This window comes from Bacillus sp. FSL H7-0578, from assembly GCF_038630855.1.
GTDB lineage: Bacteria > Bacillota > Bacilli > Bacillales > Bacillaceae > Bacillus > Bacillus safensis.
In genome coordinates this window covers 3462653-3487864 of sequence record NZ_CP152045.1, presented here as the reverse complement: position 1 = coordinate 3487864, position 25212 = coordinate 3462653, and the positions used below count along the sequence as shown (strand labels likewise).

Annotated in this window: 29 protein-coding genes; 21 read left to right on the top strand and 8 right to left on the bottom strand. The window is 42.2% G+C overall.

Annotated elements, in window-relative coordinates:
• Positions 1-148: 148 nt before the first annotated feature.
• Entirely contained in the window at positions 149-1006 is an 858-nt protein-coding gene (locus MHB41_RS17975) for a MurR/RpiR family transcriptional regulator (protein ID WP_170825854.1), read from the bottom strand.
• A 161-nt stretch (positions 1007-1167) separates the two neighbouring features.
• On the opposite strand from MHB41_RS17975, the gene MHB41_RS17970 reads away from it, so the two are divergent.
• Positions 1168-1845 (top strand): DUF3298 and DUF4163 domain-containing protein, encoded by a 678-nt coding sequence (locus MHB41_RS17970; RefSeq protein ID WP_041118266.1) that lies wholly within the window; start codon positions 1168-1170, stop codon positions 1843-1845.
• A gap of 85 nt (positions 1846-1930) precedes the next feature.
• Here MHB41_RS17970 and MHB41_RS17965 read toward each other — a convergent pair whose 3' ends face one another.
• Both MHB41_RS17965 and pepT read right to left on the bottom strand, forming a co-directional pair.
• Positions 1931-2110 (bottom strand): hypothetical protein, encoded by a 180-nt coding sequence (locus tag MHB41_RS17965; RefSeq protein WP_008345664.1) that lies wholly within the window; start codon positions 2108-2110, stop codon positions 1931-1933.
• A gap of 289 nt (positions 2111-2399) precedes the next feature.
• On the bottom strand, positions 2400-3632 hold the full coding sequence (gene pepT, locus MHB41_RS17960) for a peptidase T (protein ID WP_217008653.1): 1233 nt from the start codon (positions 3630-3632) through the stop codon (positions 2400-2402).
• A gap of 226 nt (positions 3633-3858) precedes the next feature.
• On the opposite strand from pepT, the gene MHB41_RS17955 reads away from it, so the two are divergent.
• From MHB41_RS17955 to MHB41_RS17935, 5 genes are all read left to right on the top strand, one after another.
• Complete coding sequence (locus MHB41_RS17955) at positions 3859-4182, top strand: WXG100 family type VII secretion target (RefSeq protein ID WP_024427532.1); 324 nt, start codon at positions 3859-3861, stop codon at positions 4180-4182.
• A 4-nt stretch (positions 4183-4186) separates the two neighbouring features.
• Entirely contained in the window at positions 4187-5383 is a 1197-nt protein-coding gene (locus MHB41_RS17950) for a glycine zipper domain-containing protein (RefSeq protein WP_024427531.1), read from the top strand.
• Between the two features lie 12 nt (positions 5384-5395).
• On the top strand, positions 5396-6154 hold the full coding sequence (locus tag MHB41_RS17945) for a hypothetical protein (RefSeq protein WP_268436748.1): 759 nt from the start codon (positions 5396-5398) through the stop codon (positions 6152-6154).
• Between the two features lie 21 nt (positions 6155-6175).
• Positions 6176-6703: a YfjD family protein gene (locus MHB41_RS17940; RefSeq protein ID WP_046312740.1), complete on the top strand. Its 528-nt coding sequence runs from the start codon at positions 6176-6178 to the stop codon at positions 6701-6703.
• Between the two features lie 99 nt (positions 6704-6802).
• A complete protein-coding gene (locus MHB41_RS17935; protein WP_024423909.1) occupies positions 6803-7267 on the top strand; it encodes a helix-turn-helix transcriptional regulator in 465 nt (154 codons plus the stop codon).
• Between the two features lie 54 nt (positions 7268-7321).
• Here MHB41_RS17935 and MHB41_RS17930 read toward each other — a convergent pair whose 3' ends face one another.
• Positions 7322-7669, bottom strand: a complete 348-nt coding sequence (locus MHB41_RS17930) for a helix-turn-helix transcriptional regulator (protein WP_065214960.1) — start codon at positions 7667-7669, stop codon at positions 7322-7324.
• A 205-nt stretch (positions 7670-7874) separates the two neighbouring features.
• On the opposite strand from MHB41_RS17930, the gene MHB41_RS17925 reads away from it, so the two are divergent.
• The 6 genes from MHB41_RS17925 (at position 7875) to MHB41_RS17900 (ending at position 13602) form a co-directional block, all read left to right on the top strand.
• Complete coding sequence (locus MHB41_RS17925) at positions 7875-8864, top strand: asparaginase (protein WP_024427527.1); 990 nt, start codon at positions 7875-7877, stop codon at positions 8862-8864.
• Between the two features lie 28 nt (positions 8865-8892).
• The gene (gene aspA, locus MHB41_RS17920) at positions 8893-10314 is read left to right on the top strand and encodes an aspartate ammonia-lyase (protein ID WP_024423908.1); all 1422 of its coding nucleotides are present in this window, start codon (positions 8893-8895) and stop codon (positions 10312-10314) included.
• A gap of 143 nt (positions 10315-10457) precedes the next feature.
• Complete coding sequence (nhaC, locus tag MHB41_RS17915) at positions 10458-11864, top strand: Na+/H+ antiporter NhaC (protein WP_034281362.1); 1407 nt, start codon at positions 10458-10460, stop codon at positions 11862-11864.
• Positions 11865-12160: 296 nt separating this feature from the next.
• Positions 12161-12586, top strand: coding sequence for a DUF5082 family protein (locus tag MHB41_RS17910; RefSeq protein ID WP_024423906.1), 426 nt, complete (start codon positions 12161-12163; stop codon positions 12584-12586).
• Positions 12587-12623: 37 nt separating this feature from the next.
• Positions 12624-12887 carry a YwqI/YxiC family protein gene (locus MHB41_RS17905; RefSeq protein WP_034281361.1) on the top strand — a complete coding sequence of 88 codons (264 nt, stop codon included), beginning with the start codon at positions 12624-12626 and terminating at the stop codon, positions 12885-12887.
• 289 nt (positions 12888-13176) lie between these two features.
• Positions 13177-13602: a DUF5082 family protein gene (locus MHB41_RS17900; RefSeq protein WP_268481226.1), complete on the top strand. Its 426-nt coding sequence runs from the start codon at positions 13177-13179 to the stop codon at positions 13600-13602.
• 47 nt (positions 13603-13649) lie between these two features.
• Here MHB41_RS17900 and MHB41_RS17895 read toward each other — a convergent pair whose 3' ends face one another.
• Positions 13650-13865 carry a hypothetical protein gene (locus MHB41_RS17895; RefSeq protein ID WP_254001492.1) on the bottom strand — a complete coding sequence of 72 codons (216 nt, stop codon included), beginning with the start codon at positions 13863-13865 and terminating at the stop codon, positions 13650-13652.
• Positions 13866-14001: 136 nt separating this feature from the next.
• Between MHB41_RS17895 and MHB41_RS17890 the strand changes: the two genes are divergently transcribed.
• The 7 genes from MHB41_RS17890 to MHB41_RS17860 all read left to right on the top strand — a co-directional run bounded on the left by MHB41_RS17890 (position 14002) and on the right by MHB41_RS17860 (position 21104).
• Positions 14002-15960 carry a BglG family transcription antiterminator gene (locus tag MHB41_RS17890; RefSeq protein ID WP_268481224.1) on the top strand — a complete coding sequence of 653 codons (1959 nt, stop codon included), beginning with the start codon at positions 14002-14004 and terminating at the stop codon, positions 15958-15960.
• 89 nt (positions 15961-16049) lie between these two features.
• Positions 16050-17360, top strand: a complete 1311-nt coding sequence (locus MHB41_RS17885) for a PTS transporter subunit EIIC (RefSeq protein ID WP_041118250.1) — start codon at positions 16050-16052, stop codon at positions 17358-17360.
• A 31-nt stretch (positions 17361-17391) separates the two neighbouring features.
• Positions 17392-18825: a glycoside hydrolase family 1 protein gene (locus MHB41_RS17880; protein WP_340899695.1), complete on the top strand. Its 1434-nt coding sequence runs from the start codon at positions 17392-17394 to the stop codon at positions 18823-18825.
• 12 nt (positions 18826-18837) lie between these two features.
• On the top strand, positions 18838-19161 hold the full coding sequence (locus tag MHB41_RS17875) for a PTS sugar transporter subunit IIB (protein ID WP_024423899.1): 324 nt from the start codon (positions 18838-18840) through the stop codon (positions 19159-19161).
• Positions 19162-19180: 19 nt separating this feature from the next.
• The gene (locus tag MHB41_RS17870) at positions 19181-19510 is read left to right on the top strand and encodes a PTS lactose/cellobiose transporter subunit IIA (protein ID WP_024423898.1); all 330 of its coding nucleotides are present in this window, start codon (positions 19181-19183) and stop codon (positions 19508-19510) included.
• A gap of 65 nt (positions 19511-19575) precedes the next feature.
• Positions 19576-20424 carry a polysaccharide deacetylase family protein gene (locus MHB41_RS17865; protein ID WP_340899698.1) on the top strand — a complete coding sequence of 283 codons (849 nt, stop codon included), beginning with the start codon at positions 19576-19578 and terminating at the stop codon, positions 20422-20424.
• Between the two features lie 311 nt (positions 20425-20735).
• A complete protein-coding gene (locus MHB41_RS17860) occupies positions 20736-21104 on the top strand; it encodes a VOC family protein (RefSeq protein ID WP_024423896.1) in 369 nt (122 codons plus the stop codon).
• Between the two features lie 44 nt (positions 21105-21148).
• Here the strand turns inward: MHB41_RS17860 and ribD are convergent, their stop codons facing one another.
• From ribD to MHB41_RS17845, 3 genes are read right to left on the bottom strand one after another with little or no spacing between them, the layout of a single operon-like run.
• The gene (gene ribD / locus MHB41_RS17855; RefSeq protein WP_024423895.1) at positions 21149-22240 is read right to left on the bottom strand and encodes a bifunctional diaminohydroxyphosphoribosylaminopyrimidine deaminase/5-amino-6-(5-phosphoribosylamino)uracil reductase RibD; all 1092 of its coding nucleotides are present in this window, start codon (positions 22238-22240) and stop codon (positions 21149-21151) included.
• Entirely contained in the window at positions 22227-22988 is a 762-nt protein-coding gene (locus MHB41_RS17850) for a GTP cyclohydrolase II (protein ID WP_024427515.1), read from the bottom strand. Before MHB41_RS17850 ends, ribD begins: the two co-directional genes overlap by 14 nt.
• A 16-nt stretch (positions 22989-23004) precedes the next feature.
• Entirely contained in the window at positions 23005-23859 is an 855-nt protein-coding gene (locus MHB41_RS17845; protein ID WP_051627326.1) for a VOC family protein, read from the bottom strand.
• 177 nt (positions 23860-24036) lie between these two features.
• Between MHB41_RS17845 and MHB41_RS17840 the strand changes: the two genes are divergently transcribed.
• The gene (locus tag MHB41_RS17840; protein ID WP_034281352.1) at positions 24037-24369 is read left to right on the top strand and encodes a helix-turn-helix domain-containing protein; all 333 of its coding nucleotides are present in this window, start codon (positions 24037-24039) and stop codon (positions 24367-24369) included.
• Positions 24370-24734: 365 nt separating this feature from the next.
• On the top strand, positions 24735-25193 hold the full coding sequence (locus tag MHB41_RS17835) for an NEAT domain-containing protein (protein WP_034281350.1): 459 nt from the start codon (positions 24735-24737) through the stop codon (positions 25191-25193).
• Positions 25194-25212: the final 19 nt, after the last annotated feature.

The window sequence follows — 25212 nt, the reverse complement described above, 5'->3', positions numbered from 1 at the left end:
TATTGTTAGTATATATACTATCCTTTAAATTTGATAGTAGGAAATAAACTATTGTTCATTTAATGTACATGACGTGATAGGAACGTGTCAACGGAAAATATGATAAAAGTCACAAAAAAAGACCGGAATCAACTCCGGTCTTTTGCGTTTATGTTTTATTTTTAGCTACAGCTAATCGAGATCGTTTCACGTTTTCAATGGCATTTGATCCTAGCTCTAAAACAGCGGCGACGTATAGTACATCAATGATCACAAGCTGGTTGATACGGGAGATCATGGAGTCCGATCGATAGGTTGTCTCTCTGGAAGAACTAAGCAGATGAAAGTCAGACTGCTTTGCGAGCTCAGATTTCGGATAGCTGGTGATAGAAGCAACCTTTGCCCCTTTTTCTTTTGCAAACTGTACGGCGTCAAGAATTTCTCTGCTCTCTCCTGAATGGGAGATTGCGACGATAAAATCGTGTTCCATGGCGTGTGTTGCAATCATATTCATCATATGCGGATCACTGCATAGGCTCACTTCAAAACCAAGCTGCAGGAACTTATGATAAGCATCTCCAGCAATAAAGCTGGACGCACCTGCTCCAAAAAAGACGGTTTTATGTGCCTGTTTCATGTGTTCAATGAATTGCGTGACGGCATGATCCTCTAGAATATGCTTCATATCTTGAATAGAGTTTGTTGTTAACTCTATGACCTTATGTTTAATGTCAGCGACACTATCGGTTGCCTCGATCTCGCCGTATATGGATTGAGGGGTATTGGTCGCAATATCCTGTGCAACATGGACACGAAACACTTGATACGATTCATAGCCAATTTTCCTTAGAAACCGAAAGATCGTCGTTTCACTTGTACTGCATTCAGCAGCGAGTGCACTTATAGAATGAAGCACAACTTTCTGAGGATTTTGTAAAATGTAATTGGCAATCTTTTTCTGGGTTGGGGACAAACTATGAAACGTCGTCCGAATGTGACTAAAAATATTCTCTTCTATGATAAACACCACACTTCATCTAGCATTCTACATTAAGCATACAGGAACTTATGAAAACGGTAAACAAACCCGATGTGGAAAAATGAAGAATAATATGGAAAAAATACTTCTTTTGGTTCTTTTGTCATGGTATACTCATCTGGTAATAGACAAAAATGGGGGTTTTTACTATGACAATGAAAAAAGGCCTAACGATCAGCCTGCTCATTTTCTCACTGATTGTTTCCTTGTTTGCGCCAGTTGGATCTGCGGATGCCAAACAAGCAAAAAAAGCAAAAGTAAGCACACACTATTATAAAAAGAAAAAAACGTTCAAATATGCACAGGTGAAAAACCTAAGCAAGGCGCATATGAAAACCATCAATCGTGATTTAAAAGAAGATATTGCCTTCTCTTATTCTACGTACTTGTTTTTAAAGGACGAAGCGAAAAAGGAAGGCTACGGGAAGGTCACGTATGAGAGAACGTATAAAACGAAATTTAACAATGGTAAGAAACTGAGTATCTTAAACTATGATTACATGTATAACGGTGGAGCGCACGGAGACACAATGGTTTCCAGCATGAACTATGTGTTAACAAAGAAAAAAACAAAGCAGCTGTTCTTGACAGACGTTGTGAAAACAAAGAAAAAGCGTACGAAAGTAAGAGATTATATTTATAACTACACAAAGAAACATAAAAGCAAATTCTACGCGAACTTGAAAAAAAGCGACATTGAAATCAACTACAACACGCAGTATTACTTCACGAAAAAGGGAATTGCTGTTGTCTTCCAGCCATATGAAATTTCACCTTATTATGTTGGAATTCCTATGATTCAAGTGCCTGCGAAGGTATATAAATAAAAAGAAAAACGACCACTGAATCTGGTCGTTTTTTGCTGTTTATGCAAACGAAAAAGAGCCCCTCATGAGGCTCTTTTATTTGGATTTATACTTGTTTAGGTGCATCGTTTAGTGGGTGACGGCGTTTTCCGTTGTAGTGGCGGCGCATACGAAAGATTTCAAACTCCGAAAGCTCTGCGCTTTTTCTTTTTTGGGTGCGGTTATCTTTTTTGAAAGAGAATAGTAAGTAGCAGCAAAGTGAAGCGATAATCAATAAAATCATCATATGACATTCCTCCAATTCATCCTATTCTTTAAGTGTAGACAGGGTGAGTGATGTTTATAACTGAAAATAAGCAGCAGAAACGGTTTAGTTCTTAAGGTTCATTCGATCTGCTATTTTAGGTCTAAAATACTGGTTGTTTTTAACTATTATATTTCCAGTTATTTCACTCGTCAAGAAGAATTTTTTCTGGGGTTGTCTCTATTAGTACGAATAAGTGTCATAAAAGTTTCAGAAAATTGTAAACTTTTATTAAAAAACCGTTCCCGAACAGGAACGGTTTTAAACATGTCTATGCTTTTTCTTCAAATAAACGGGCAATTTCAACGATAACTTCGGTTGCTTTCCCCATGTTTTCAACGGAAATAAATTCATATTTACCGTGGAAGTTTTCACCGCCGGTAAAGATGTTTGGCGTTGGAAGACCTTTATATGAAAGCTGGGAGCCATCTGTGCCGCCGCGAATTGGTTCAATGACCGGTGTTACTGAGCGATTTTCCATGGCTTCATGAGCAATGTCTACAATATGTTTTACCGGCTCAATTTTTTCTCTCATATTATAATATTGATCCTGAATGCTGAGGGTGATGCTGTTTTCTCCGTATGTGGCTTTTAAGTCATTTGCTATTTTTTCAAACAGGGCCTTGCGATTGTTGAATTTCTCTTTATCAAAATCACGGATAATATATTGCAGCTCAGCCTCTTCTACTTCCCCTACAAATTTCGTCAGGTGGAAAAAGCCTTCGTAGCCTTCTGTATATTCTGGAGATTCTTCAGAAGGAAGTTTATTGTGAAAGAGCATCCCAATTTTCGCAGCACTGACCATTTTGTCCTTTGCTGTTCCTGGGTGGACGTTGTTTCCTTTAATGGATACTTTCGCGCCTGCTGCGTTGAAGCTTTCATATTGCAACTCGCCAAGCGGTCCGCCGTCAATTGTGTACGCATAGGAAGCGCCAAAGGCATCAACATCAAACTTGTGCGGCCCTCTGCCAATCTCTTCATCTGGCGTAAAAGCGACACGGATTTTTCCATGCTTGATGTCTGGGTGTTCGATGAGGTAATGCATAGCGGTCATAATTTCTGCGATACCAGCTTTGTTATCTGCACCAAGCAGGGTTGTGCCATCTGTAGTGATCAGTGTATGTCCTTGGTACTTTTGTAAATTTGGAAACTGTTGTGGAGATAAAACGATATGTAGATCTTCATTTAAGGTAATGTCGCCGCCTTGATAGTTCTCATGAAGCTGCGGTTTTACATTTTTGCCGGTGAAGTCAGTGGCTGTGTCAATATGAGCCAGAAAGCCAATGGTCGGCACATCTTTGTCTGTGTTAGAAGGGATTGTACCCATGACATAGCCGTTTTCATCCATAGTCACTTCTTGAATTCCAATGGATTTCATTTCTTCAACAAGCTGTCTCGCCAGATTCAATTGTCCTTCAGTAGATGGGCAGCTTTCCTTTTCTGCATCCGACTGCGTATCTACCTTCACATAACTTGTGAAACGCTGAATCATTTCCTCTTTCATCTATACGTCACTCCTTTTGTAGAATACGTCCATTTTATCACGTCTTGAATGCGCTTCATAACAAGAAAGGCTTTCTCTGGCAATTAGAGAGGAAAAAGGCCTACTTTCATTAGGTAATGTGCTGAATGGTTCTTTAGGGTGATTTTTTAGGGTGTCTTTTTATTTATAATGAGGACATATAAAATCATCCATTTGTACGTTAAATTGGGAGAAAGGGGTGCGAAAGTTGGATTCTAGTCAAACGCTGGCACTCGCTCAAAAGTTTCAGGAAGCGGCTGATGAGATTCGGCAGTCCAAGCAGCTGCTGGAAAATCGGCTGAAGGCAGTAGGATCAGGCTGGCAGGGAGAAGCAAGGGATAAATTTGATCAAAGCTTTGAAGAAACAACGGCACGCTACGATCAATTTGAAAAAGATTTGCTTGAAACAAGTCAGGAACTGCGGGATGCAGCGGTCAAAATTGAGGAGCGTAAAGCTGAAATTGCCAGAATGGAAGAGCTTGAGCGAAAGAGACGAGAAGAACGAAGAGAAAGAAACCGAGAAGGGAGATGATGTGATGGCACGTGACATTGTGGTTGATCCAGATCAGCTGACTGGGCTGGCGAATGATTTTGTAGGTGAGCTGTCAGCCATTGAAACGAAGCACCGCGATTTACATAGTGAACTGGACGGGCTGATTTTAGGCTGCGATCCTCGGTATAGAAGCTGTTTTTCTGGTGTCGGGGATGCATGGGGAGCAGGACAGGCATTAATCAGCAAATTGAGCAGTGATGATATTGCCATTCGTCATGCAACGGATAAAATGGTCGAAGCAGATGATATATTGCGGAAATTGTACAGTATCTATGATCAATATGGTACACTCACGAGCTTAGCTGGTATCGTGATGATGCAGGCGAAATATTACGGGCTTGGGATGACGACTTTCATTAAAGAGAATGGCCGATATGCAGCGCAGCATTCAAAGCTGCTGCTTGATCTGACCAGCCGGGTAGAAGGAACGAGATTTGACCGGTTAGCAAGGATTTGGCTGAGTAAAAAAGAATTATTAAAACGATCGAACTGGCCGATGGCTGACTTGGTCCATAAGAAATTCACAAAATTTTATCCTGACGATACAGTTGCGTTCACAAACAGTGTTCGTGATTTTACAAAAGGAAGTATTAATTGGAAGGACACGGCTGCGATTAAGTCTGTTCTGAAAAATGGTGCAAGATTTGCGAAAGGAAATGCCATCATTGCAACAGTTGTCACTGGTGCAACAGAAACGGTTGGCTGTGGATTGAAAATTGCCGAGAACTATGCAGAATTCGGTGATCAGCCAGAAGTTCTTAAGCGTGAAAATGCAAAGGCTGTTGGAAATGCAGTGAACAATACGGTCTTTATCGCTGGCGGTTCTGTCGCAGGTGCCGTTGTCGGCGGTGCTCTTGGCAGCTTTGCAGGTCCGATTGGAACCGTTGTTGGGGGAGCCATTGGTTCAGCAGTAGGTGGATTTATTGGAGAAAAAGTCGCCAAGCTGACATCCGGTTTTGCTGAACAGATGGCAGTGAAATTAAAGGACCCGATTCATGCAGTCGTGGATAAAGGGAAAAAAGCATTCGAACTGGCGGGTCAAGGTGTGAAAGCAGTGAATGATACCATTGATCAGGCAAATCAGGTGATACATAAAGGGATAGAAAAAACAAAAGAAACCGCAGATTCGCTCATAAAGGGTGCAGGCGATTTCTTTAAGGGTGCATTTTCTTTTGGATAAGGAGAGATCAAGTTGGATCAGCTAAGTCTAAGTATTGAGGAACTCATCTTTAGTTTTTACAGTGAAGGCTATTTTGAACAAGGCATGTCCTTAAAGGAGGCCTATTATCCTGAAGTAGAGGACGAGCGCCTTGGGTTTTTATTTGAAATTGCGTGCCGCTCTTTGCTTGCAAAAGGTGTACTGGAATTTCGAAACAGACAATACCGTTATAAAGCGGAATACCGTCATTTCATCCAGGCGATGAATGATGCCTCTCACACGATCAAGGCATCTAAATTTGGAGACACAGATGAAGAAGTCAGCACCTCTTTTCACACAACACAGGCCGGTGTATATGCGCATCATACGCTTTATGATCAACAAGTGCATCAGATTCGCAAACTGAACAGCGATCAGCAGGCAGAGGAGCAAGTGACAGCCTTTTTCAACATACAGATGAATGATCACTCTGAACCTGTCATCAGTCTGCAGGCAGAGGAATTTGAAATGCTGTTAGAGCAAGCAAGCGAAGCGAAAAATGAGTGGCCATCCTTTCTGAATAAAGCGGAGAATCAAGAGCTCGTGAAGGCATTTGTTTCTGATGTGCAGACGAGAAAAGGAAAGATGGACTCCCTCATGAAGGTCGTCTATGACAAAAATAATACGCCTGATGTGGAGTCCATGATATTTGTGATTCCAGGTGAGAACCAATCGTGGCTTGTATCAGGAATAAAAGAAAATGAATTTCGCATTGAGACGGCTCATCTAGACGGGTTACGTTCTATATTCTAATGGAGAAAAGGAGAATGACGCTTGAATCCAAGTGAAGTAATAGAAGTAAGGAGCAGACCTTTTTTAAGAGTATGGGCATTCTTAGCAACGGGCGGCTTCGGTATTATCGGTATTTGGTTATTTTCAGAAGCTCTTACATTTGAATCAAACTATACATTGTTTTTATTTTTAGGCGGACTATTAGGTATTGTCTATGGCTGGATCTCCTTTTTGATGATTTTGCCTGCTTTTACGAAGAGGGGAAATGTGATTTTTCGCATTCAGCGCGGAGAGAATGGCGCTGTGCTGCATCGGGAGCGAACGATTCCTTTTCAAGATATTCAATCAATCGACATGCGCAGGCATCGTTACAGCATAAGAGGATTTCTTTTCATGGATGTGCTCATTCGGAAAGTAGATGGGAAATTGATCAAAATTCCGGCGTACAGCATTTTAGATGAAGAAGTATTTGAGCAGACCGTCAAACAGGAGATCTATCCATATTTACATCAGACAGCCCAAGAAAATTGGAGACAGCAGCATGGCCAAGGAGAAGAGAAGACCGACTAAGTTGTTTTTGTCAGAATTCCATAGGATGAGACGCCACTTTTTCGAAGAAATCGTGTATGATGTCAGTAAAGACTGAACACTCGAAAGAGGTGATGAGAGATGGATAAAGAGATGGTAATCGACCTCGTCACAGAACAAATGGCACGGATTCGAAAAGAAAAGGATTATACGCAGGATCGTATGGCGGAGGTACTTGGTCTATCGAAACGGCATCTACAGCAGGTTGAAAAAAACAGGCTGCGTCTCAACTGGACGCAATCCGCGGCCGTATGTGCATTATTCAGAGATAGTGACATTTTAAAAGGCACCCTGGGGGATGACCCGCTCGAGATTTTGGAAGTTGTGGCACATGATGAATTACATCTATCAGTAGAGCGTACGATTGGCGGCAAGGTTTGGTGGAGGACGTCTGTCAAAAAAGGCACGTTTCGCCTTCAGCAAAATGTACTTAGTCAGCATTACCGCATCTTAGATGAGGAGAACTATCGCTATTATAGTTCGTTTAATAAAGAAGAAGCGAAGCGGCGGCTAGAGGAATTAAGCCAGCTGTCTTCTCCATATTGAGATTGCAAAAGGAAAGAGAGGCATCTGTTTATAAGGTGCCTCTCTTTTCTGTGTTTATACTTTTAGAGTGTTTTTCGCCCGAATAAAGGCAACAAGCTGTTTGATTTCTTCTTCATTTAGGGGAACGCCGTCTACATAAATGGTTCCTTCTTTTGCTTCCGTCAGTTCAATTTTGATATCAGAGATTTTGCGTTGTATCTCTGGCTCGTCCGTTCTACCAAGTAAAAAATCAATGGACGTATCATACAAATCAGCCAGCAGCTTCACTGCTTCAAGCGAAGGTCGTCGGTACCCAGATTCGTAACCGGCATAGGTGCTTTTGGCGATACCTAGGCGATCTGCCGTATGCTGGAGAGACCATTTTTTCTTTTTTCTAAGGGTGGTTAAACGATCGAGTATCATACATGAACGCTCCTTTATTTACAACAACAGTATATCATATTTTGACATAGAATGTACGCGTTATGCGTAACAATTTCTTGATTAATTCGCGTTATGTGACTATAATGGCAATGAAGGTACGCGTAAAGCGTATATTATAGAATAGCACAAGCTAGCTTATAATATGTGTGACAAACGAAGTAATTTTACGAAAGAGGTGGACCTGTTGAAGAAATTATTGCTTTTAACGACTGGTGGGACGATTGCATCTGTAGAGAGTGAAAATGGTTTAGCTCCAGGTGTTAAAGCTGAGGATCTTTTGAGCTATTTAAACGAAATTAATGCAGAATATACAATGGACACAAAGTCCCTAATGAGTATAGATAGTACAAATATGCAGCCTGAATACTGGGTTGATATCGCAACAGCCATTTATGAGAATTATGATCAGTATGACGGGTTTGTCGTTACTCACGGAACCGATACAATGGCCTATACATCAGCAGCGCTGTCTTATATGCTGCAAAATCCTGATAAGCCGATCGTGATTACAGGTTCACAAATTCCGATTACTTTTAAGAAAACAGATGCGAAGAAAAACATCACAGATGCGATTCGCTTTGCATGTGACGGTGTTGGCGGGGTGTATGTCGTGTTTGATGGCAGGGTCATCCAAGGCACACGTGCGATCAAACTAAGAACGAAAAGCTACGATGCATTTGAAAGCATTAACTACCCATATATTGCATCAATTGAAAACCATCAAATTGAATACAATAGCAAAGTAAAAAGAACACCAATGAAACCGCTTAAATTAGATGCATCCTTGAACACAGATGTGTGTCTGTTAAAATTGCACCCAGGCCTGAAGCCCGAGTTTTTAGATGCAGTCAAAAGCATGTACAAAGGGGTTGTCATTGAAAGCTACGGCAGCGGCGGAATTCCTTTCGAAGGAAGAAACCTTTTAGAAAAGATTAACGAATTGCTGGAAGAAGGCATTTCTGTTGTCATCACCACTCAGTGTCTTGAAGAAGGAGAAGACATGAGTGTGTATGAGGTAGGGCGCAAGATCAATCAAGAATTGGTGGCACGTTCAAGAAATATGAATACAGAAGCTATCGTGCCGAAACTGATGTGGGCACTAGGCAAAACAACAGATCCAAGAGAAGTCAAAAAGATTATGGAAACGCCAATCGCAGAAGATTTAGTGATTTAACTATTCTATAGAAAGCAGGTCATAAGAGATGGTTCAAGCAACTTATCGCTATGAGAAGGATTTTCTTGGTGAAAAAGAAATTCCAGCAGACGTGTATTATGGGGTTCAAACCCTTCGTGCAAAAGAGAATTTCCCGATTACAGGATATCGGATGCACGAGGAACTAATCAGAGCCTTTGCCATCGTGAAAAAAGCAGCAGCTCAAGCCAATATGGAAGTTGGACGTTTATATGAAGGAATTGGAAATGCCATCGTTCAAGCGTCTGATGAAGTCATTGAAGGCAAGCTGCACGAGTACTTTATTGTCGACCCAATTCAAGGCGGCGCAGGAACGTCCATGAATATGAATGCCAATGAAGTGATTGGAAACAGAGCACTAGAAATCATGGGACATCAAAAGGGAGAATACATCCATTTAAGCCCAAACACACATGTGAACATGTCGCAATCAACGAATGATTCATTCCCAACGGCGATCCACATTGCTGTGCTCAAGCAGTTAGATATTCTGCTTGAAACGATGCAAGTCATGCAGGACGTCTTTCAAAAGAAAGCGAAAGAATTCGATCATGTGATCAAAATGGGACGTACGCACCTTCAGGATGCTGTTCCAATCCGTTTGGGACAGGAATTTGAAGCTTACAGCCGCGTGCTGAGCCGTGATATTAAGCGGATCAACCAATCAAAACAGCATTTATATGAAGTCAATATGGGTGCAACAGCAGTTGGGACAGGCTTAAACGCAGATCCTCGTTATATTGAAATCGTGGTGAAGAAGCTCGCTGATATATCTGGTCTTCCTCTTGTAGGCGCAGAGCATCTCGTGGATGCAACGCAAAATACAGATGCTTACACAGAAGTATCCGCCGCTTTAAAAGTATGTATGATGAACATGTCTAAGATTGCCAATGACCTTCGCTTAATGGCATCTGGTCCGCGCGCAGGTCTTGCTGAAATCGCATTGCCAGCCCGCCAGCCTGGATCTTCCATCATGCCTGGGAAAGTCAATCCAGTCATGGCTGAGCTCATTAACCAAATCGCATTCCAGGTCATTGGGAACGACCACACGATCTGTCTTGCTTCTGAAGCAGGACAGCTTGAGTTAAATGTGATGGAGCCAGTTCTGGTCTTTAACTTGCTTCAATCTATTAGTATAATGAATAACGGATTCCGCTCATTCACAGATCATTGCTTAGCGGACATTGAAGCAAATGAAATACGTTTGAAAGAATATGTAGAAAAAAGTGCAGGCGTGATCACTGCCGTGAACCCTCACTTAGGCTATGAAGCAGCCGCTAGAATTGCAAGAGAAGCCATTTTAACAGGACAATCGATTAGAGATCTTTGCTTGCAGTACGATGTTTTAACGGAAGAAGAACTTGATATTATCTTAAATCCATTCGAGATGACAAAGCCTGGCATTGCAGGTGCAGAGCTCCTAGAGCGATAATAATATCAAAAATTTTATTTTATTAATATGTGGAATTGCCTGTGAAAAAGAGAAAAACAGGCAATTCACTTTCTTTCGAATTGACACACTTTTTTCACAATATTTTGAAAACGCTTAACGAACGCACAAAGGGAGGAAACACAATGAAATCACCACGTCTACCATCTATTTTAGAAGTCGTAGCTGTACTTGGCTTGTTTTTAGCGATTGTTTTATCTTTTACTCTTTACTTCAAATTAGATATTCAGTTAGCATTGTTTATCTCATGGTTTATGGTTATTGCTTTAGGTATTCGATTGGGGCATTCATACAAAGATCTTCAAAACGCCATTACAAAAGGGATATCGAATGGTCTAGAGGCTGTTTTGATTTTAATTGCTGTAGGTGCACTTGTTGGAACATGGATTGCCGGCGGAGTGGTGCCCACATTAATTTATTATGGACTGGAATTTATTCATCCTAATATTTTCTTACTAGCTACACTGATTATCTGTTCCATTATGTCTGTTGCTACAGGAACATCATGGGGGACAGTTGGAACCGCAGGTATTGCCATGATAGCGATTGGTGAAGGTTTGGGAATTCCATTACCTATCGTGGCTGGTGCTGTTTTATCTGGAGCTTATTTTGGCGATAAGTTATCTCCTTTATCTGATAGTACTGTGCTTGCTTCCTCACTTTCAAAAGTGGACGTGCTCGCACATGTTAGAGCAATGATGGTCTTATCCATACCTGCATTTGTCATAACTGCTATTATGTTTACAATTACCGGGTTTATGTATGGCGGAAAAAATATTGATCAAGGAAAAGTAGAGTTTTTGAAACAAGCACTGCAAGATACATTCACGATTAATATTTGGATGATCATTCCGGCGCTTATTGTTGTGCTATTACTTGTCTTGAAAAAGCCTTCAATGCCTGTTATTGCGATTGGTGCGCTTCTTGGCGCAGTTTGGGCAATGGCATTCCAAGGAATGAATCCAGCCGATGCACTTGGTACAGCTTATAATGGTTTCTCTATTAATTCAGATGTAGAATTCTTAAATACATTGTTAAACCGCGGTGGTATCGTTAATATGTTAGGGTCTCTAGTGGTGATTATCCTGGGACTTGGCTTCGGTGGAGTACTTGAATATTTAGGCGTATTAAAAGTTATCGTCGCGACATTTGAGAAAAAATTACATAATGCAGGGAATGTAACGCTGTCTACACTCGTTGTTGCGTTCTTCGCCAATATCTTTGGCTGTGCGATGTATGTATCGTTAATCCTTACACCAAAAATTATGGAAAAGAGCTACGATAAATTAAAGTTAGACAGACGAGTTTTATCCAGAAACTCTGAGGTCGGTGGTACGCTTACGTCTGGTATGGTTCCATGGTCAGATAACGGTATTTACATGGCAGGAATTCTTGGCGTATCGACATTCTCTTATTTACCATTTATGTGGTTGAGCTTTGTCGCCATTGGTCTTGCGATCATTTACGGATATACGGGTAAATTCATTTGGTACGTGAAAGATCAACAAGAAAGAGAAGAATCGGCCTCATAAGCCGTTTGCAAAAGCCGCTCCTGAACGGGGGCGGCTTTGTTTGTCCTAGGACTGTGAGACTATATGTGGCTTATAGCAAACGAACAGGAATTTAGACCTCCAATAAAAGAGGTCGAAAGGGGTGGTATAAAGCAGAATGAAAGCATATTTATCCCATAAAAAGGGCACAAATCCCTATTCAAACATGAGTCTTTGAACCTTATAATAACAATATTGGAAAAAGTGCTATTCACCTTACGCTCGTTTAGAGGGACTCTAAGCAGCGTTTTTATTTTTGGACAGGAGGAGGAACCCATATGAGCTTATCGGATATGCTGTCTGCCCTTAACGGTGGCATTTCAAATAAAAAAGCAGAAATTGAAGAGAAAATTGCTCGACTCAAAAAGGCGAAAAGCAAGGTTGAACGTGAACAAGATGCGGCAGAAACAGATTTAAAGCAAATCAAGCAGCCAAAGCTTGGGACCTCTTGGAAAGGTGAGCGAAGCCAGGATTTCAAAACAGACCGAAATGAAGCACATGATGCGCTGCAAACAATCGTGAACGATCAATACCCACGCTACGTGAGCCGCATCGAATTCAAAATCAGTACATTAGAAGCAGAACAAGCTGCGTTATCCTTTGCCAGTTCCTTAGCTGGAGACGCCGCACGTCTTGCTGAAAAAGGAGAAGACGCAGTAGAGGACGCAAAACGCTTGATCTCAAAAGCATGGAGCAGCTTGTAAGAGAGCGTCATGCTGAACAAATCTGGAGGAAATCACAATGGGACAAATTAAGTTAAACTACCAAACAGTCATGGATAAACTAGATGAAGTCTCCCAAGCCGTAGAAGCTTTAGCGATGAAAAAAGCAGCAGATAAAGCGGGTGAAAACAGCCTTGAATTTGTAACTAAGTGGACGGCACGTGAAAGAGAAGTGAGCGAAATGGTCTCAAGCTTTAAAGAAGCCTTAATTAAAAATGTTCAGGATACACGTTCTAACGTGAAAACATTAAAAGAACAAGACGAAGCGATTGCTGCAAAATAATCAGCACACTCGCTTTTATTTATAGGTACATTTAACGCGGTGTATAATTATAGTCTTGAAGACCCATATTAAATTAGGGGTGTAAGACCTTGTATTATTCCGTTTTTCTTCCAAACGCGTCACTAAAAGGACACCTTTTCCCTATTTAAGGCTGAGGCTTTTCGCCTTATACTATACTTAATGAAAGCAAAACGATAGAAATGTCAGGATTGGAAAAATCATGTGATTCGATGGTTTCCAAAGGCGCTCACGCCATGCTTTCGTATGAGGTCAGATAGAGGTGGATGACATGAGTTTATCCGAGATGCTGCACCATCTGCATATGGGAATTGAGAACAAACGTGCAGAATTTGACGAAATGATCTCTCGGTTAAAGACAGCCAAAAGCAATATTCAAACAGAACAAGATCTTGCCCAGTCAGATATCAAAGAAATCAAGAAGCCTGCACTAGATTCGTCATGGAAAGGCGGGAGAGGGACCGACTTTCATCACCATCGGAAAGACGCTTACAGCGTGATGCATGACATCGTCAACAATGAATATGAAAAATATATAACAGAGATTGATCAAAAAATCTTACACTTTGAATTGAAAAAAATGGAGCTGGCCGTAGCCAGTAATTTTGCAGGAAGAGCTCAGGACGTGATGGAAAAGGGCGAGGATTTTGCAAAGGATGTTAAACATTTGATTGAACGGGGCTGGAAAGCTCTTTAAAACCATAAATGAAACAGCCGACTCATAAAAGGGCGGCTGTTTTTTGTTTAATCACATCCACCACCGCCGCTGTCGCCTGAATCACTCCCACAGGAGGCATCAGAAGCGTGATGGGTATACGAATCAGTATAAGTGCTTGTCGTTGAGCTATGATGTGCAGAACGCTTAGCAGATGCACGTTTATCCTTTGGTGTGAACAAGCTGGCAACGATGGCTCCTAAAGAAGCTAATATGATAATGACTACAAACATAAAAGTACCCATAATGCATCCCTCCTCTAGTTTCATATTCATACGAATGAGCCATATCAAGGTTCCCGATTTGAAAGAAATACTGGGCAAAGAGTTCTATTTTCGTTTATGATGATAGGCAAAAGTAAATGCCAAGGGAGGAGAGCCCATGCTATCTCTACGTCAGGAGGAGCTTCTGAAACGATTGATGCAAGCGGAGCAGGAACTGACAAGTGAAGAAATTGCCCGTGTGATCGGAGTCACATCACGAACCATTCGAACAGATATGAAAGCGCTTAAAAAGATCTTAGAAGAACATGGTGCCGCACTGCATATTAAACGCGGGGCAGGGTATACATTGAGCGTTGAAGATTATGGAGCATTTCGTACATTTTTGAAAACGTCACTGAGAGAAAGGAATGAGAAAAAGGAACCGTTCATTCCCAATCAGCCTGAGGATCGCGTCGCTTATCTATTGAAAAGACTGCTTCTGTCAGAAGACTATATCAAATTAGAGGGATTGGCAGAGGAATTATTTGTGAGTGAATCTACAGTGAAAAATGATTTGAAAGCTGTCAGGCACTTGTTTTCATTGCATGGACTTTCTATATCGCACCGGCCTAAATATGGACTGCGTCTGACAGGCGATGAAATGAAATTAAGATATTGTATGGCAGAGCATGTGTTTCAGCAGGAGCACGCGAACGCTGCACTGTTACCTGAAGAAACATATCAATTGATTCAGGACATCGTGCGTTCACGTACAAAAGCCACCGGACTTCATCTATCAGAAATCGGTTTAAGTAATTTAGTAACCCACATTGCCATCGCATGCAAACGAATTGAAGAAAAAAAGCTGGTCAAGATGCCAGAAGCGGAATTGAGAGAAATTCAAGTGCAGCCAGTTTTCCAGGTAGCTCAACAAATGGCTGAAGATATTCGCCGCGTATTATCGATTGATTTTCCGCTATCAGAAATGGCGTACATCGCGATTCACTTAATGGGGGCAAAGATGATGGCATATGGAGAGGCTGGCCATACGCTATTTCATCTGCTGGACGAAGATCATTTTCGTTTCACTCACCAATTGCTTGCTTATGTAGAGGAGCACATGTCACTTGATATTCAGTTTGATAAGGAGCTGATCGTTGGTTTAAGTCTTCATTTGCGTTCAGCCATTCATCGTTTTAGATACGATATGAACATCCGAAATCCTTATTTACCAGACATTAAAAGGTATTATCCCATTGCGTTTGAGGCGGGTGTTTATATGGGCAGATGGCTGAAGGAAAAAGAGGGTGTTGAGATTCCTGAGGATGAAATCGGATATTTGGCACTTCATATTGGGGCTGCAATCGAGCGGACAAAATCACAGCATGTGAGAAAGACATGTCTTATTGTGTGTGCGACGGGTGTCGCCAGCAGTCAGCTTCTTCTTCATAAGCTCACGGCTGCTTTTAGCGGAAGGCTGGAGATCGCTGGAACTGCAAGTGTCGGGGAACTTCCTTCGTATGATTTAAGAAGCATTGATTTTATTATTAGTACCATTCCGCTTCAGAATACATTGCCGGTGCCAGTAATTGATGTACATACGATTCTGAGTGACGATGATATTGTACGGCTGAAACGATTTGTGAAGAATTCACAGGATACAGGAGTTTTGCGGTATGTGAGTCCGGCGCTGACATTTTTTCAGCAAGATCTCCAATCAAGGGAAGAGGTTCTTCAATTTTTTGTGAACGTGCTAAAGGAGCAGCATCGAATCCCAGACGAGTTTGAACAATTATTGCTAGAAAGAGAGCAGGTGTCACCCACATCTTTCGGTCATTTGGTTGCGATTCCTCATCCAATTAAGCCGGCAACAGATGACACATTTTGTGCGATCTGTACGTTGAAAAAGCCGGTGCTGTGGGGAGAAGATCGAGTACAAGTCGTATGCTTGTTAAGCATCCAGAAGACGTATCAAAAAGAATTACAGTCGCTTTATCAATTTCTTGTGCGGCTGACAGAACGGAAGGAAGTGGTGGAACAGCTCATCAAAGCCGCTTCATTTGAAGAACTGACAGCTGCGCTTCAAGTATTGGAGCATCCAAATGAAAAAACGCGGCACCCATTTCCGCATCTGTGAGGAAAAAGATTAGATGTTAATGAAAGCGCTTTTAAAATAACATCAAAAAGGAGGATGATCACGAGTTTTTGCAAAGGGGGAGACGGATCATGAGCTTCAAGGAGAAAGCGGCAGATGTCATGGGGCATGTGGCTTATCGCATCACCAACCAGAAATATATTATGGCGATTAAACAGGCATTTGTCACACTGATGCCGATCATCATTACAGGAGCTTTTGCTGTACTGGTGGCGAATATGATCATGAGCCCGGAAACAGGGCTTGCTCATTTTGAGATATTCAGGTTTTTAGCAGAGCTTCAGCCTATTATGAAGGCAATCAATTATGCCACACTGAACTTTTTAACCATTGGGGCTGTGTTCCTCATTGGGATTGAGCTTGGGAAAATCAACGGTCACAAGTCTCTGTTCCCAGGATTGATGGCATTGATTTCATTTATATCTGTTATTCCAACGACACTTCTTCTTGAAGTCGATGGATCGATGCGTGAGGTTGTTGACGTGTTGGCAAGACAATTTTCTGATCCAAAAAGCTTATTTTTAGGGATGATCATTGCGATCGTATCTGTGGAGATTTTTTGTAAGCTGACCGAGGTGAAATGGCTGCAAATCAAGATGCCGGATTCGGTTCCGTCGAATGTGGCAACGTCTTTTTCGTCACTTTTCCCATCGATCATTACAATTACAATCATTAGCTCATTTGGCTTTGCATTTCACCGGTTGACAGGCATTTATCTGCATGAAGCAGTGTATAACGTGGTGCAGCGTCCGTTAGAAAGTGTTGTACAGGGGCTGCCTGGGATTTTAACGTTGATGTTTGTGGCGCAATTTTTCTGGGTGATCGGCATTCATGGCAACCAGATGATTAAGCCGATCCGGGAGCCGCTCTTATTAGGATCGATTGCAGTGAATATGACAGCATTTCAAGAGGGAAAAGAGATACCGAATATCATCACGATGCCGTTTTGGGATGTGTATATGAGCATCGGTGGTTCAGGTGTGACCATTGGTCTTTTGATTGCGATTTTTATTGCTGGGAGAAGGGAAGAGATGCGAAGCATTGCCAAGCTCTCATCTGGACCCGGACTGTTCAACATCAATGAACCCGTTATTTTTGGATTACCTGTGATGCTAAACCCTGTGATGGCGATCCCATTTATCGTCACGCCCCTTGTGACAGGTACGATTGGGTATATTGCGACGGCTACAGGATTCGCTGGAAAAGCGGTCGTGATGGTGCCATGGACGACACCGCCGCTTGTGAATGCATGGCTGTCCACCGCTGGCAGTATGGGCGCTGTCATCACACAGCTTATCTGCATTGGAGTTGCTGTTTTCATCTATTTACCGTTTGTTCTATTGTCTAACCGCAAGCCAGAAGCAGCACCAGATTCAGAATAAACATTCAGACGAAGAAAAGGGAGGCGGCGACATGAACAGAATTGAGATTCCAAGTGATTTTATCCTAGGTGCTGCGGCTTCTGCTTGGCAGACCGAGGGATGGAAGGGAAAGCGGGCGCATCAGGACTCGTACATCGACTTATGGTATAAGGAAGGATATCACGTGTGGCACGAAGGCTATGGTCCTGCTGGTGCGACAAACTTTTACGAGCGCTACCCTGAAGATGTCGCCTTAATGAAAGAGATTGGGCTGACACATTACAGGACATCGATCAATTGGTCGAGGTTTCTCATAGATTACGAGAATGGGATAGTGGATGAGGCCTATGCTCGTTACATTGATGATCTGATCAATGAATTAATCGCAGCAGGTGTAGAGCCGATGTTTTGCTTAGAGCACTATGAACTTCCTGCCGTTTTGCTTGAGAAGTACGGCGGATGGTCATCAAAGCATGTTGTCGAGCTGTTTGTTCTCTATGCAGAAAAGGTGTTTGAACGCTACGGAGACCGGGTCAAGCATTGGTTTAGTTTTAATGAACCGATTGTTGTCCAGACACGTGTTTATCTAGATGCCATCCGATATCCGTTTGAGCAAAATACGAAGAAATGGATGCAGTGGAACTATCATAAAGCACTAGCGACAGCAAAAGTAGTGAAGCTGTTTCAGGAGATGGGTTTGAAGGAATCGGCAGGAGCCAAAATCGGCGTGATTCTCAATCCAGAAGTGACGTATGCAAGATCGTCTGCCCCGCATGACCAAGAAGCGGCACGTATGTATGACTTGTTTTTTAATCGAATGTTCTTAGATCCTTCCATCAAAGGGGAGTATCCAGAGGAACTGATCGATGTGTTGAAAAAGCATGATATTCTTTTCGATTCTACAGAGGAAGAGCTTCAGATCATCAAGAATCATACGGTGGATGTCGTTGGGCTTAACTTGTACTATCCGCATCGTGTCAAGGCACCGAGTAAGGCTTGGAACGAAGGAACACCTTTTCATCCATCCTATTATTACGATATGTTTGAGCTTCCAGGGAGAAAAATGAATCCTTTCAGAGGCTGGGAAATCTACCCGAAGATTGTCTATGATATGGGGATGAGAATAAAAGAAGAATACGGAAATATTGAGTGGTTTGTGGCCGAAAATGGCATGGGTGTCGAAAAGGAAGAACGGTTTAAAACAGAAGACGGTATCATTGATGATCAGTATCGCATTTCATTTATCAGCCAGCATTTGAAGCGGGCACTTCAAGCGAAAGCAGAAGGATCAAATTGCACAGGCTATATGCTTTGGGCATTTACAGACAATGTCTCACCGATGAATGCCTTTAAAAACCGCTACGGATTAGTCGAAATCCAGCTGGAGAATGAACGAAATCGTCAGCTGAAAGCATCTGCGTATTGGTACCAGACATTAATCAAAACAAGGGAACTGCAGGTTGAAACAGAAGTCATTTATCAATAGGAGTGATGAGAAATGAAACGAATCATTCTCGCTTGTGCAGCAGGAATGTCAACGTCCATTGTGGTGTCCAAAATGAAGGCTGCCGCAGAAGCTAAAGGGCTGGATTACTATATTTATGCTATACCTGAAGGAGCCATTGCGGATGAACTAGAAGAGCATGGAGAGGATGTACAGGCGATTTTACTTGGACCGCAAGTTAGTTTTATGAAAAAAGCAGCAGAAAAAACAGCGGCACCTTATCAAATCCCTGTCGATGTCGTCAATGTGAGATTATACGGAACAGCAAACGGAGAAAAAATTCTAGAGCATGCACTGAAACTAGCAAATGAATCTTGAATAATTGGAGGAGAAGCAGATGACGGTATTAGAGGAAATGCAGGGAGCAGCCTTTCAAATCATTGCCCATGCAGGCGAGGCAAGAAGTCATTATGTAGAAGCGATTCGTCTAGCAAGAGCTGATGATTTTGAAAAAGCGCAGCAGTTGATCGAAAAAGGGGAGGAAGCCTTTCGAAGCATCCACAATCTGCACTTGTCGCTGATTCAAAAAGAAGCGGCAGGTGAACAGCTTCCGTTTTCTTTACTGCTCATACACGCAGAAGATCAAATGCTCACAACAGAGACCATTCATCTGCTCGCCATCGAAATGATCGAAATGTGTAAAAAAATGAATACCCTGTCAAAATAGTTGTCAATGAATAACCAATTTCTGTTATAATCATTCGGTAGATAAAGAGAAAGCAGGATTGGTGAATGAAGAAAACATGTAGGCTGATGACGATTGGTCTTATGCTGCTGCTCATTTCGGGCTGTATGGGAATGAAGGAGCAGGCGGAAGGAAGCCAGCAAGTCGTCAAAGAGGAAAAGGGTCCATTACAAACAAAAGAGATTCAGCAGAAAAAAGAAACGGCAGTGATAGAGACAAAAACTTGGATGAAGCAAAAGGAGCCGGTCGAGCTTCCGATTTTGATGTATCATAGTATCTCAAGCGGCAACTCGTTACGTGTGCCAAAGAGCGAATTTGCATCTCATATGAAATGGCTGAAGGACAATGACTATGTCACACTGTCGCCAGAAGAGGCGTACCGCGTTTTCACAACAAATTCGATGCCAAGTAAGAAGAGTGTCCTCATTACATTTGATGATGGATATACGGATAACTATACAAAGGCATTTCCAATTTTAAAGCAGTATGGAATGAAAGCAACGATTTTCATGATTGAGCAATCCATTGGCCGTCCAAATCACTTAACGGATGAGCAAATGGATGAGATGATGGCACATGGGATATCGATTGAGAGTCATACGATTCATCATTTAGAGCTCAATCGATTATCAAAGCAGCAGCAGGAAGAAGAGTTAAAAGGATCAAAGACATTCTTCGATCAGCGGTTTTCTCAGCGTACGAGAATGGTCAGCTATCCTGTCGGGCGCTATAATGAAGAGACGTTGAAGCTGGCGAAGGAAGCTGGATATCAAATGGCTGTCACCACTGAACCAGGACATGCGAAGAAGGAACAAGGCATGGTGTCCTTGCACCGCGTCCGCATTTCACCGGGACTTTCACCAGAAAGCTTTGGCAGGCTGGTCGAAGGGAAGTAACGATCAATGTTTCACATGAAACATTTTACGACAAGTTTCACCAAAATGAATCACCGCCCATACACCTTGACATGATATGTCTTGGTTTCAACTGTTATTATAAGAGACACTTAGATAGACAGAACTTTCATGACCAGGGGAGTTCTGTTTTTTAAAATTGTCATTCAAACCCTACATCGTAAGAAACACCTCAATGAAAGACTCAAAGTATCAAGCCCGCCAATGAAGTAAGAATCAAATATTGCTCAGCAACGCAAAACTTAAGAAACCCTACATAGAAAACCAATTGAGAAAAGAAAGGGAGAGGGAATATGTCAAACTTTTTTGGAATCGACCATGTTCAACTAGCTGCCCCAAAAGGCAGTGAAGAGAAAGCTCGTTTGTTTTTTGGCGAAATTTTAGGGATGAAAGAAATACCTAAGCCTAGTAATTTAGCTAAACGCGGAGGTGTCTGGTTCCAATGCGGTCATCATCAGCTTCACATTGGCATTCAGGAACATTTTCAAGCTGCAAAGAAAGCTCATCCAGCTTTTCTTGTAAAGAGCCTATCGGAATTAAAAGAGGTATTATTGAAGCATCAGATTAGTATAAAAGAAGATGAGCCATTGGAGGGTGCCAATCGGTTTTATGTAGAAGATCCTTTTGGGAATCGAATTGAGTTTTTAGAGAGAAGAGACTAGAAGACAAAAATAAGGCTGTCGAGATTTTCTCGACAGCCTACTTGTTATTGATAAACGGGATAGCCCGTTATTTTAATATCTTTTCCAAGTGGTTCCACGGTGAGTTGATCCAGTTCAATGGCATCACTCATGAGGCGAATGCCTTCGCCTCCAAAAAAGGAAGGGGAAAGTCGTCCGCCAATGAGCTTAGGCGCCATATAGATGACCAATTTATCTACAAGCTGCTGTTCTAAGAACGAGGCGTTAATCTGGCCGCCGCCTTCAATCATGAGAGAGGAGATATTTTTTTCTCCCAGCACTTGAAGCACTTCCTGCAGGGGAACCCGCGTGTCGCTGTCTGTCATAAAGACACGGACGCCAGCTTCTTCTAAAGCCGCTCGTTTTTCCTCATCGGCTTGCTTTGTTGTAAAAATCCATGTAGGTGCCATCTGATCGGTGACGATTTTTGCTGTCAGTGGTGTTGACAGCTTAGAGTCTAAGACAATTCGAATCGGATTGTTCCCATTTGGAATCCGCGCAGTTAATGAAGGGTCATCGTGAATGACGGTTTGAGCACCGACCAAAATCGCATCATTGATGCTGCGGATATGGTGAGCATCATAACGGGATGTCTCAGATGTAATCCACTTGCTGTCAGACGTGGCAGAGGCGATTTTTCCATCTAAGGTAATGCCTGCTTTGAGCGTCACAAAAGGTGTTTTTTTCGTAATAAAGTGGTTAAACACTTCATTCATCAAAATGGATTCCTGTTCAAGTACGCCCGTGATGACTTGTATACCCGCGTCTTGTAAAATGGCAATCCCGCGGCCAGCGACAAGCGGGTTTGGATCAAGTGCCGCCACGACAACGGTTTCGACGCCGGCTTTCACAAGTGCTTCCGCACAAGGGCCTGTACGTCCATGGTGGGAGCAAGGCTCAAGGGTCACATAAATCGTGGCTCCTTTTGCCTTGTCCCCGGCCATGTTAAGTGCATGAATTTCAGCATGCGGTTCACCGGCTTTCATATGAGCACCGACTCCAACAATTTCATTCTCTCGCACAATCACAGCCCCGACGAGCGGATTCGGAGATGTCTGACCTTTCATTGCCCGTGCATTATCAAGGGCTAGCTTCATATATCGCTCATGATGTGGCAATCGTACGCACCTCTTGCTCCGCCTTCATGTGACCTGAGCGGTTGATTTTTGTCTGCAAGTATTTTTCGTTAAATTCAGAGACATCTCCCCAAAGTGGAATGCGTCCAGAAAGAGATAAACCTGCATGGCTGATCGCATCTGTCTTTTTCGGGTTATTGGTAATGAGTCTGACCGGCTTTGTACGAAGTGTTTGAAGAACGGCAATGGCTTCTTCGTATTGACGTGTGTCATCTTCAAAACCAAGTGCTTCGTTCGCTTCTACTGTATCATAGCCGTTTTCTTGAAGAATATAAGCCATGGCTTTACTGAAAAGACCAATGCCGCGGCCTTCATGATTGGCTAAGTAAAACAGGGCTCCTGCTCCATTGTCCTCAATCATTCGCATAGACTGCTTCAATTGGAATCCGCAGTCGCAGCGCTTGCTTCCGAAAATATCGCCAGTGTGGCAAATGGAATGCATGCGGATAAGAGCTTCGTCAGCATGCTCAAAATCCCCGTATACAAGAACGCTTGACTGCTGATGATCAGCAAGCTGGCGGGACGAGAGGCTTTCAATTAAAGCTTCATCCGACAATGGCTCTTTTCCATCATCTTTTAACCATGAATACCAGTTAAACATGACGGTTCTGCCGTCTAAATTCACTGGGAGTTTAATGGGTCCAGTGATATATATATACCCGTCTTCTTGCTGTACTCGTTTGATTTTATCTTTTAATATGGCTGTTTTAAGCTCTGTGTGTTTGTCCATATTCTGCACCTTCTTTTTAGTCTGTTTCTTCAATCTGTAAACGAACGAGAACGCCAAATGGATCAACAAATTCGCTGCTTTTTCCTGTCGTGTTGACTTGAGTGCCTGCTTTTGTCAGGCGTTCGATGACGGATTGTCTGTCTGCTTCTTCTGGGAAAACCAGTGTATAGCTTCTAATTCCTGAAAAACGTGGATCAATGGCTCCTTTTCGTCCGCGTCCCCATGCATTAAAGGCAAGGTGGTGGTGGTACACACCAGCAGCGATAAATAGGCTTGCTGGTGGAGCCATTCGGATATGAAAACCGAGCGTATGGACATAAAAGGAATCTGCTTCTTCTGGGTTGAGATGGAAATGCAAGTGTCCCATCACTGTACCCGCAGGGAGTCCTTCCCATGTGGTATCAGCGGCTTCCTGAAGGAGATCATCTCCATCAAGCGGTGCATTTCCGCCACCTTTCAGTTCTCCATGCTCACCTACCCAAATGTGCTGAGGACGGTCAGCATAAATTTCTACGCCAATGCCGTCAGGATCACTTAAATAAATGGCTTCACTGAAAAAGTGATCGCTTGCTCCAATTAAAGGATAGCCTTTTTTGATCACATGTGCCAGCCATGTGCCCAGGTTTTTTCTGGTAGGTAATAAAACAGCAAAGTGATAAAGTCCTGGCTCATGATCAGGCTTCTCTTTGAGCTGTGCATCTTCTTTTAACAAAAGAATCGGTTCCTTTGCATTGCTGCCAAGTGTCACCGTGGAATCTGTTTTTTCTAATATAGTAAATCCTAAAATGTCTGTATAAAAAGGTAAAGAACGATCAAAGCTGGACACATGTAATTCTGTCACACCCAACCTTAGCAGCTCAATTGTCTTCAAGCTCGGTCATCTCCTTCATGATATATGCATCGGCATGTTCAAATGTTTTTGAAAATCTATAAAAAATGAATACCTTGTTACTTTTAGTAACTAAACTATATAATAGTTAGTGACTTATTTCAAGTAATTAATTGTGTTATAATGAAAAAAAGAGAAAAAAGCAGGAGGGAGTAAGATATGGCTCAAGTAGATGGCTGCCCAATTACAGATGCCATGGAGATTCTAGGCAAGAAGTGGGTCATTCTCATCATCAATCAGCTTCTGACAGGGCCTAAGCGTTTTTGTCAGCTTGAAAATGAAATGAACATCAGCGGAAGATTACTATCAGAAAGGCTGAAGGATTTAGAAGCTGAGGGACTTGTTGAGAAAAAGGTATACCCCGACATTCCAGTGCGGATTGAATACGAATTAACAGTGCAAGGAAAGAAAACTGAACCGATTATTCGTGAAATGTATGCATGGTCTTTAGAGCGTAAAAACAGCAAAATAGAGGAACATGTTCCTTCTTAATCGATTTCGATCAGTGTGTCTGATCGAAATTTTTTTGTGTGATTTTCCAGAAAACTAAGACAATAGTATGAAAAATGATGTTGACAATCATTTCATGCATTATATAATATCAAGGAGAAGAGGGTTCTTTTCCCTGTAATGGAATGGAGGTTATGCCATGGTATTATGAATGGGACAGATTGCCTAAAACTCTTATCCATCATTTAGAAGCAGACATCTTTGACTTTAGGAAGCAAAGATTTATTTTTTCAACTCAATTGATAATGATTATCACAATCATCTATAAGTGTGTTCCAGCACTTATGAAGGTTATTTTTTTTATTGTCTATTGAGAATAATTATCAATATCATTTAGGAGGGCTCACATGAAAGTCATTCGTTCAACGTCACCCGTATTATTATTCCTTAGTTTTGTTCTATTATTTGCTCTAGCTCCTGTTAGTTCAGCTTCAGCAGCTGGCTTAGCAGATGGTCAATATTCAGCGCAATATGTGGTATGGAAAGCTGATAGCGATTCGACTTCAACAGCGAATACGTATTTCGAAAAACCAGCCAAGCTTGTCGTAAAGGATGGAAAAATCAAAGCGCAAGTCACGTTAACGAATAGCTCTTGGATCACAAGCTTTAAAACGCTCGATCAAGGTGTCTATAAAGATGCGAAGGTGATTAGTACAAATACAGCTGCGAATAAGAGAACAGTAGAATTCAATGTGAACAGCCTGACTGAGGCCGTACCAGCAAAAGTGAGTGTGACTGTACCGGCTATCGGATATACAGGCAATTACGATATTCGCCTCAAGTTTGATGCGGCATCTGTTCAATAGAAAGGGAGGAAATTCGCTT

Bases quoted from the DNA above. Each gene is read 5' to 3' on its own strand.
- MHB41_RS17905 (WP_034281361.1), top strand. From the start codon at position 12,624: ATGGGACAAATTAAGTTAAACTACCAAACAGTCATGGATAAACTAGAT.
- MHB41_RS17860 (WP_024423896.1), top strand. From the start codon at position 20,736: ATGTCAAACTTTTTTGGAATCGACCATGTTCAACTAGCTGCCCCAAAA.
- MHB41_RS17870 (WP_024423898.1), top strand. From the start codon at position 19,181: ATGACGGTATTAGAGGAAATGCAGGGAGCAGCCTTTCAAATCATTGCC.
- MHB41_RS17965 (WP_008345664.1), bottom strand. From the start codon at position 2,110: ATGATGATTTTATTGATTATCGCTTCACTTTGCTGCTACTTACTATTC.
- MHB41_RS17895 (WP_254001492.1), bottom strand. From the start codon at position 13,865: ATGGGTACTTTTATGTTTGTAGTCATTATCATATTAGCTTCTTTAGGA.
- MHB41_RS17910 (WP_024423906.1), top strand. From the start codon at position 12,161: ATGAGCTTATCGGATATGCTGTCTGCCCTTAACGGTGGCATTTCAAAT.
- MHB41_RS17875 (WP_024423899.1), top strand. From the start codon at position 18,838: ATGAAACGAATCATTCTCGCTTGTGCAGCAGGAATGTCAACGTCCATT.
- MHB41_RS17865 (WP_340899698.1), top strand. From the start codon at position 19,576: ATGAAGAAAACATGTAGGCTGATGACGATTGGTCTTATGCTGCTGCTC.
- MHB41_RS17840 (WP_034281352.1), top strand. From the start codon at position 24,037: ATGGCTCAAGTAGATGGCTGCCCAATTACAGATGCCATGGAGATTCTA.
- MHB41_RS17950 (WP_024427531.1), top strand. From the start codon at position 4,187: ATGGCACGTGACATTGTGGTTGATCCAGATCAGCTGACTGGGCTGGCG.
- MHB41_RS17930 (WP_065214960.1), bottom strand. From the start codon at position 7,669: ATGATACTCGATCGTTTAACCACCCTTAGAAAAAAGAAAAAATGGTCT.
- MHB41_RS17970 (WP_041118266.1), top strand. From the start codon at position 1,168: ATGACAATGAAAAAAGGCCTAACGATCAGCCTGCTCATTTTCTCACTG.
- MHB41_RS17900 (WP_268481226.1), top strand. From the start codon at position 13,177: ATGAGTTTATCCGAGATGCTGCACCATCTGCATATGGGAATTGAGAAC.
- nhaC (WP_034281362.1), top strand. From the start codon at position 10,458: ATGAAATCACCACGTCTACCATCTATTTTAGAAGTCGTAGCTGTACTT.
- pepT (WP_217008653.1), bottom strand. From the start codon at position 3,632: ATGAAAGAGGAAATGATTCAGCGTTTCACAAGTTATGTGAAGGTAGAT.
- MHB41_RS17885 (WP_041118250.1), top strand. From the start codon at position 16,050: ATGAGCTTCAAGGAGAAAGCGGCAGATGTCATGGGGCATGTGGCTTAT.
- aspA (WP_024423908.1), top strand. From the start codon at position 8,893: ATGGTTCAAGCAACTTATCGCTATGAGAAGGATTTTCTTGGTGAAAAA.
- MHB41_RS17880 (WP_340899695.1), top strand. From the start codon at position 17,392: ATGAACAGAATTGAGATTCCAAGTGATTTTATCCTAGGTGCTGCGGCT.
- MHB41_RS17850 (WP_024427515.1), bottom strand. From the start codon at position 22,988: ATGGACAAACACACAGAGCTTAAAACAGCCATATTAAAAGATAAAATC.
- MHB41_RS17935 (WP_024423909.1), top strand. From the start codon at position 6,803: ATGGATAAAGAGATGGTAATCGACCTCGTCACAGAACAAATGGCACGG.
- MHB41_RS17890 (WP_268481224.1), top strand. From the start codon at position 14,002: ATGCTATCTCTACGTCAGGAGGAGCTTCTGAAACGATTGATGCAAGCG.
- MHB41_RS17835 (WP_034281350.1), top strand. From the start codon at position 24,735: ATGAAAGTCATTCGTTCAACGTCACCCGTATTATTATTCCTTAGTTTT.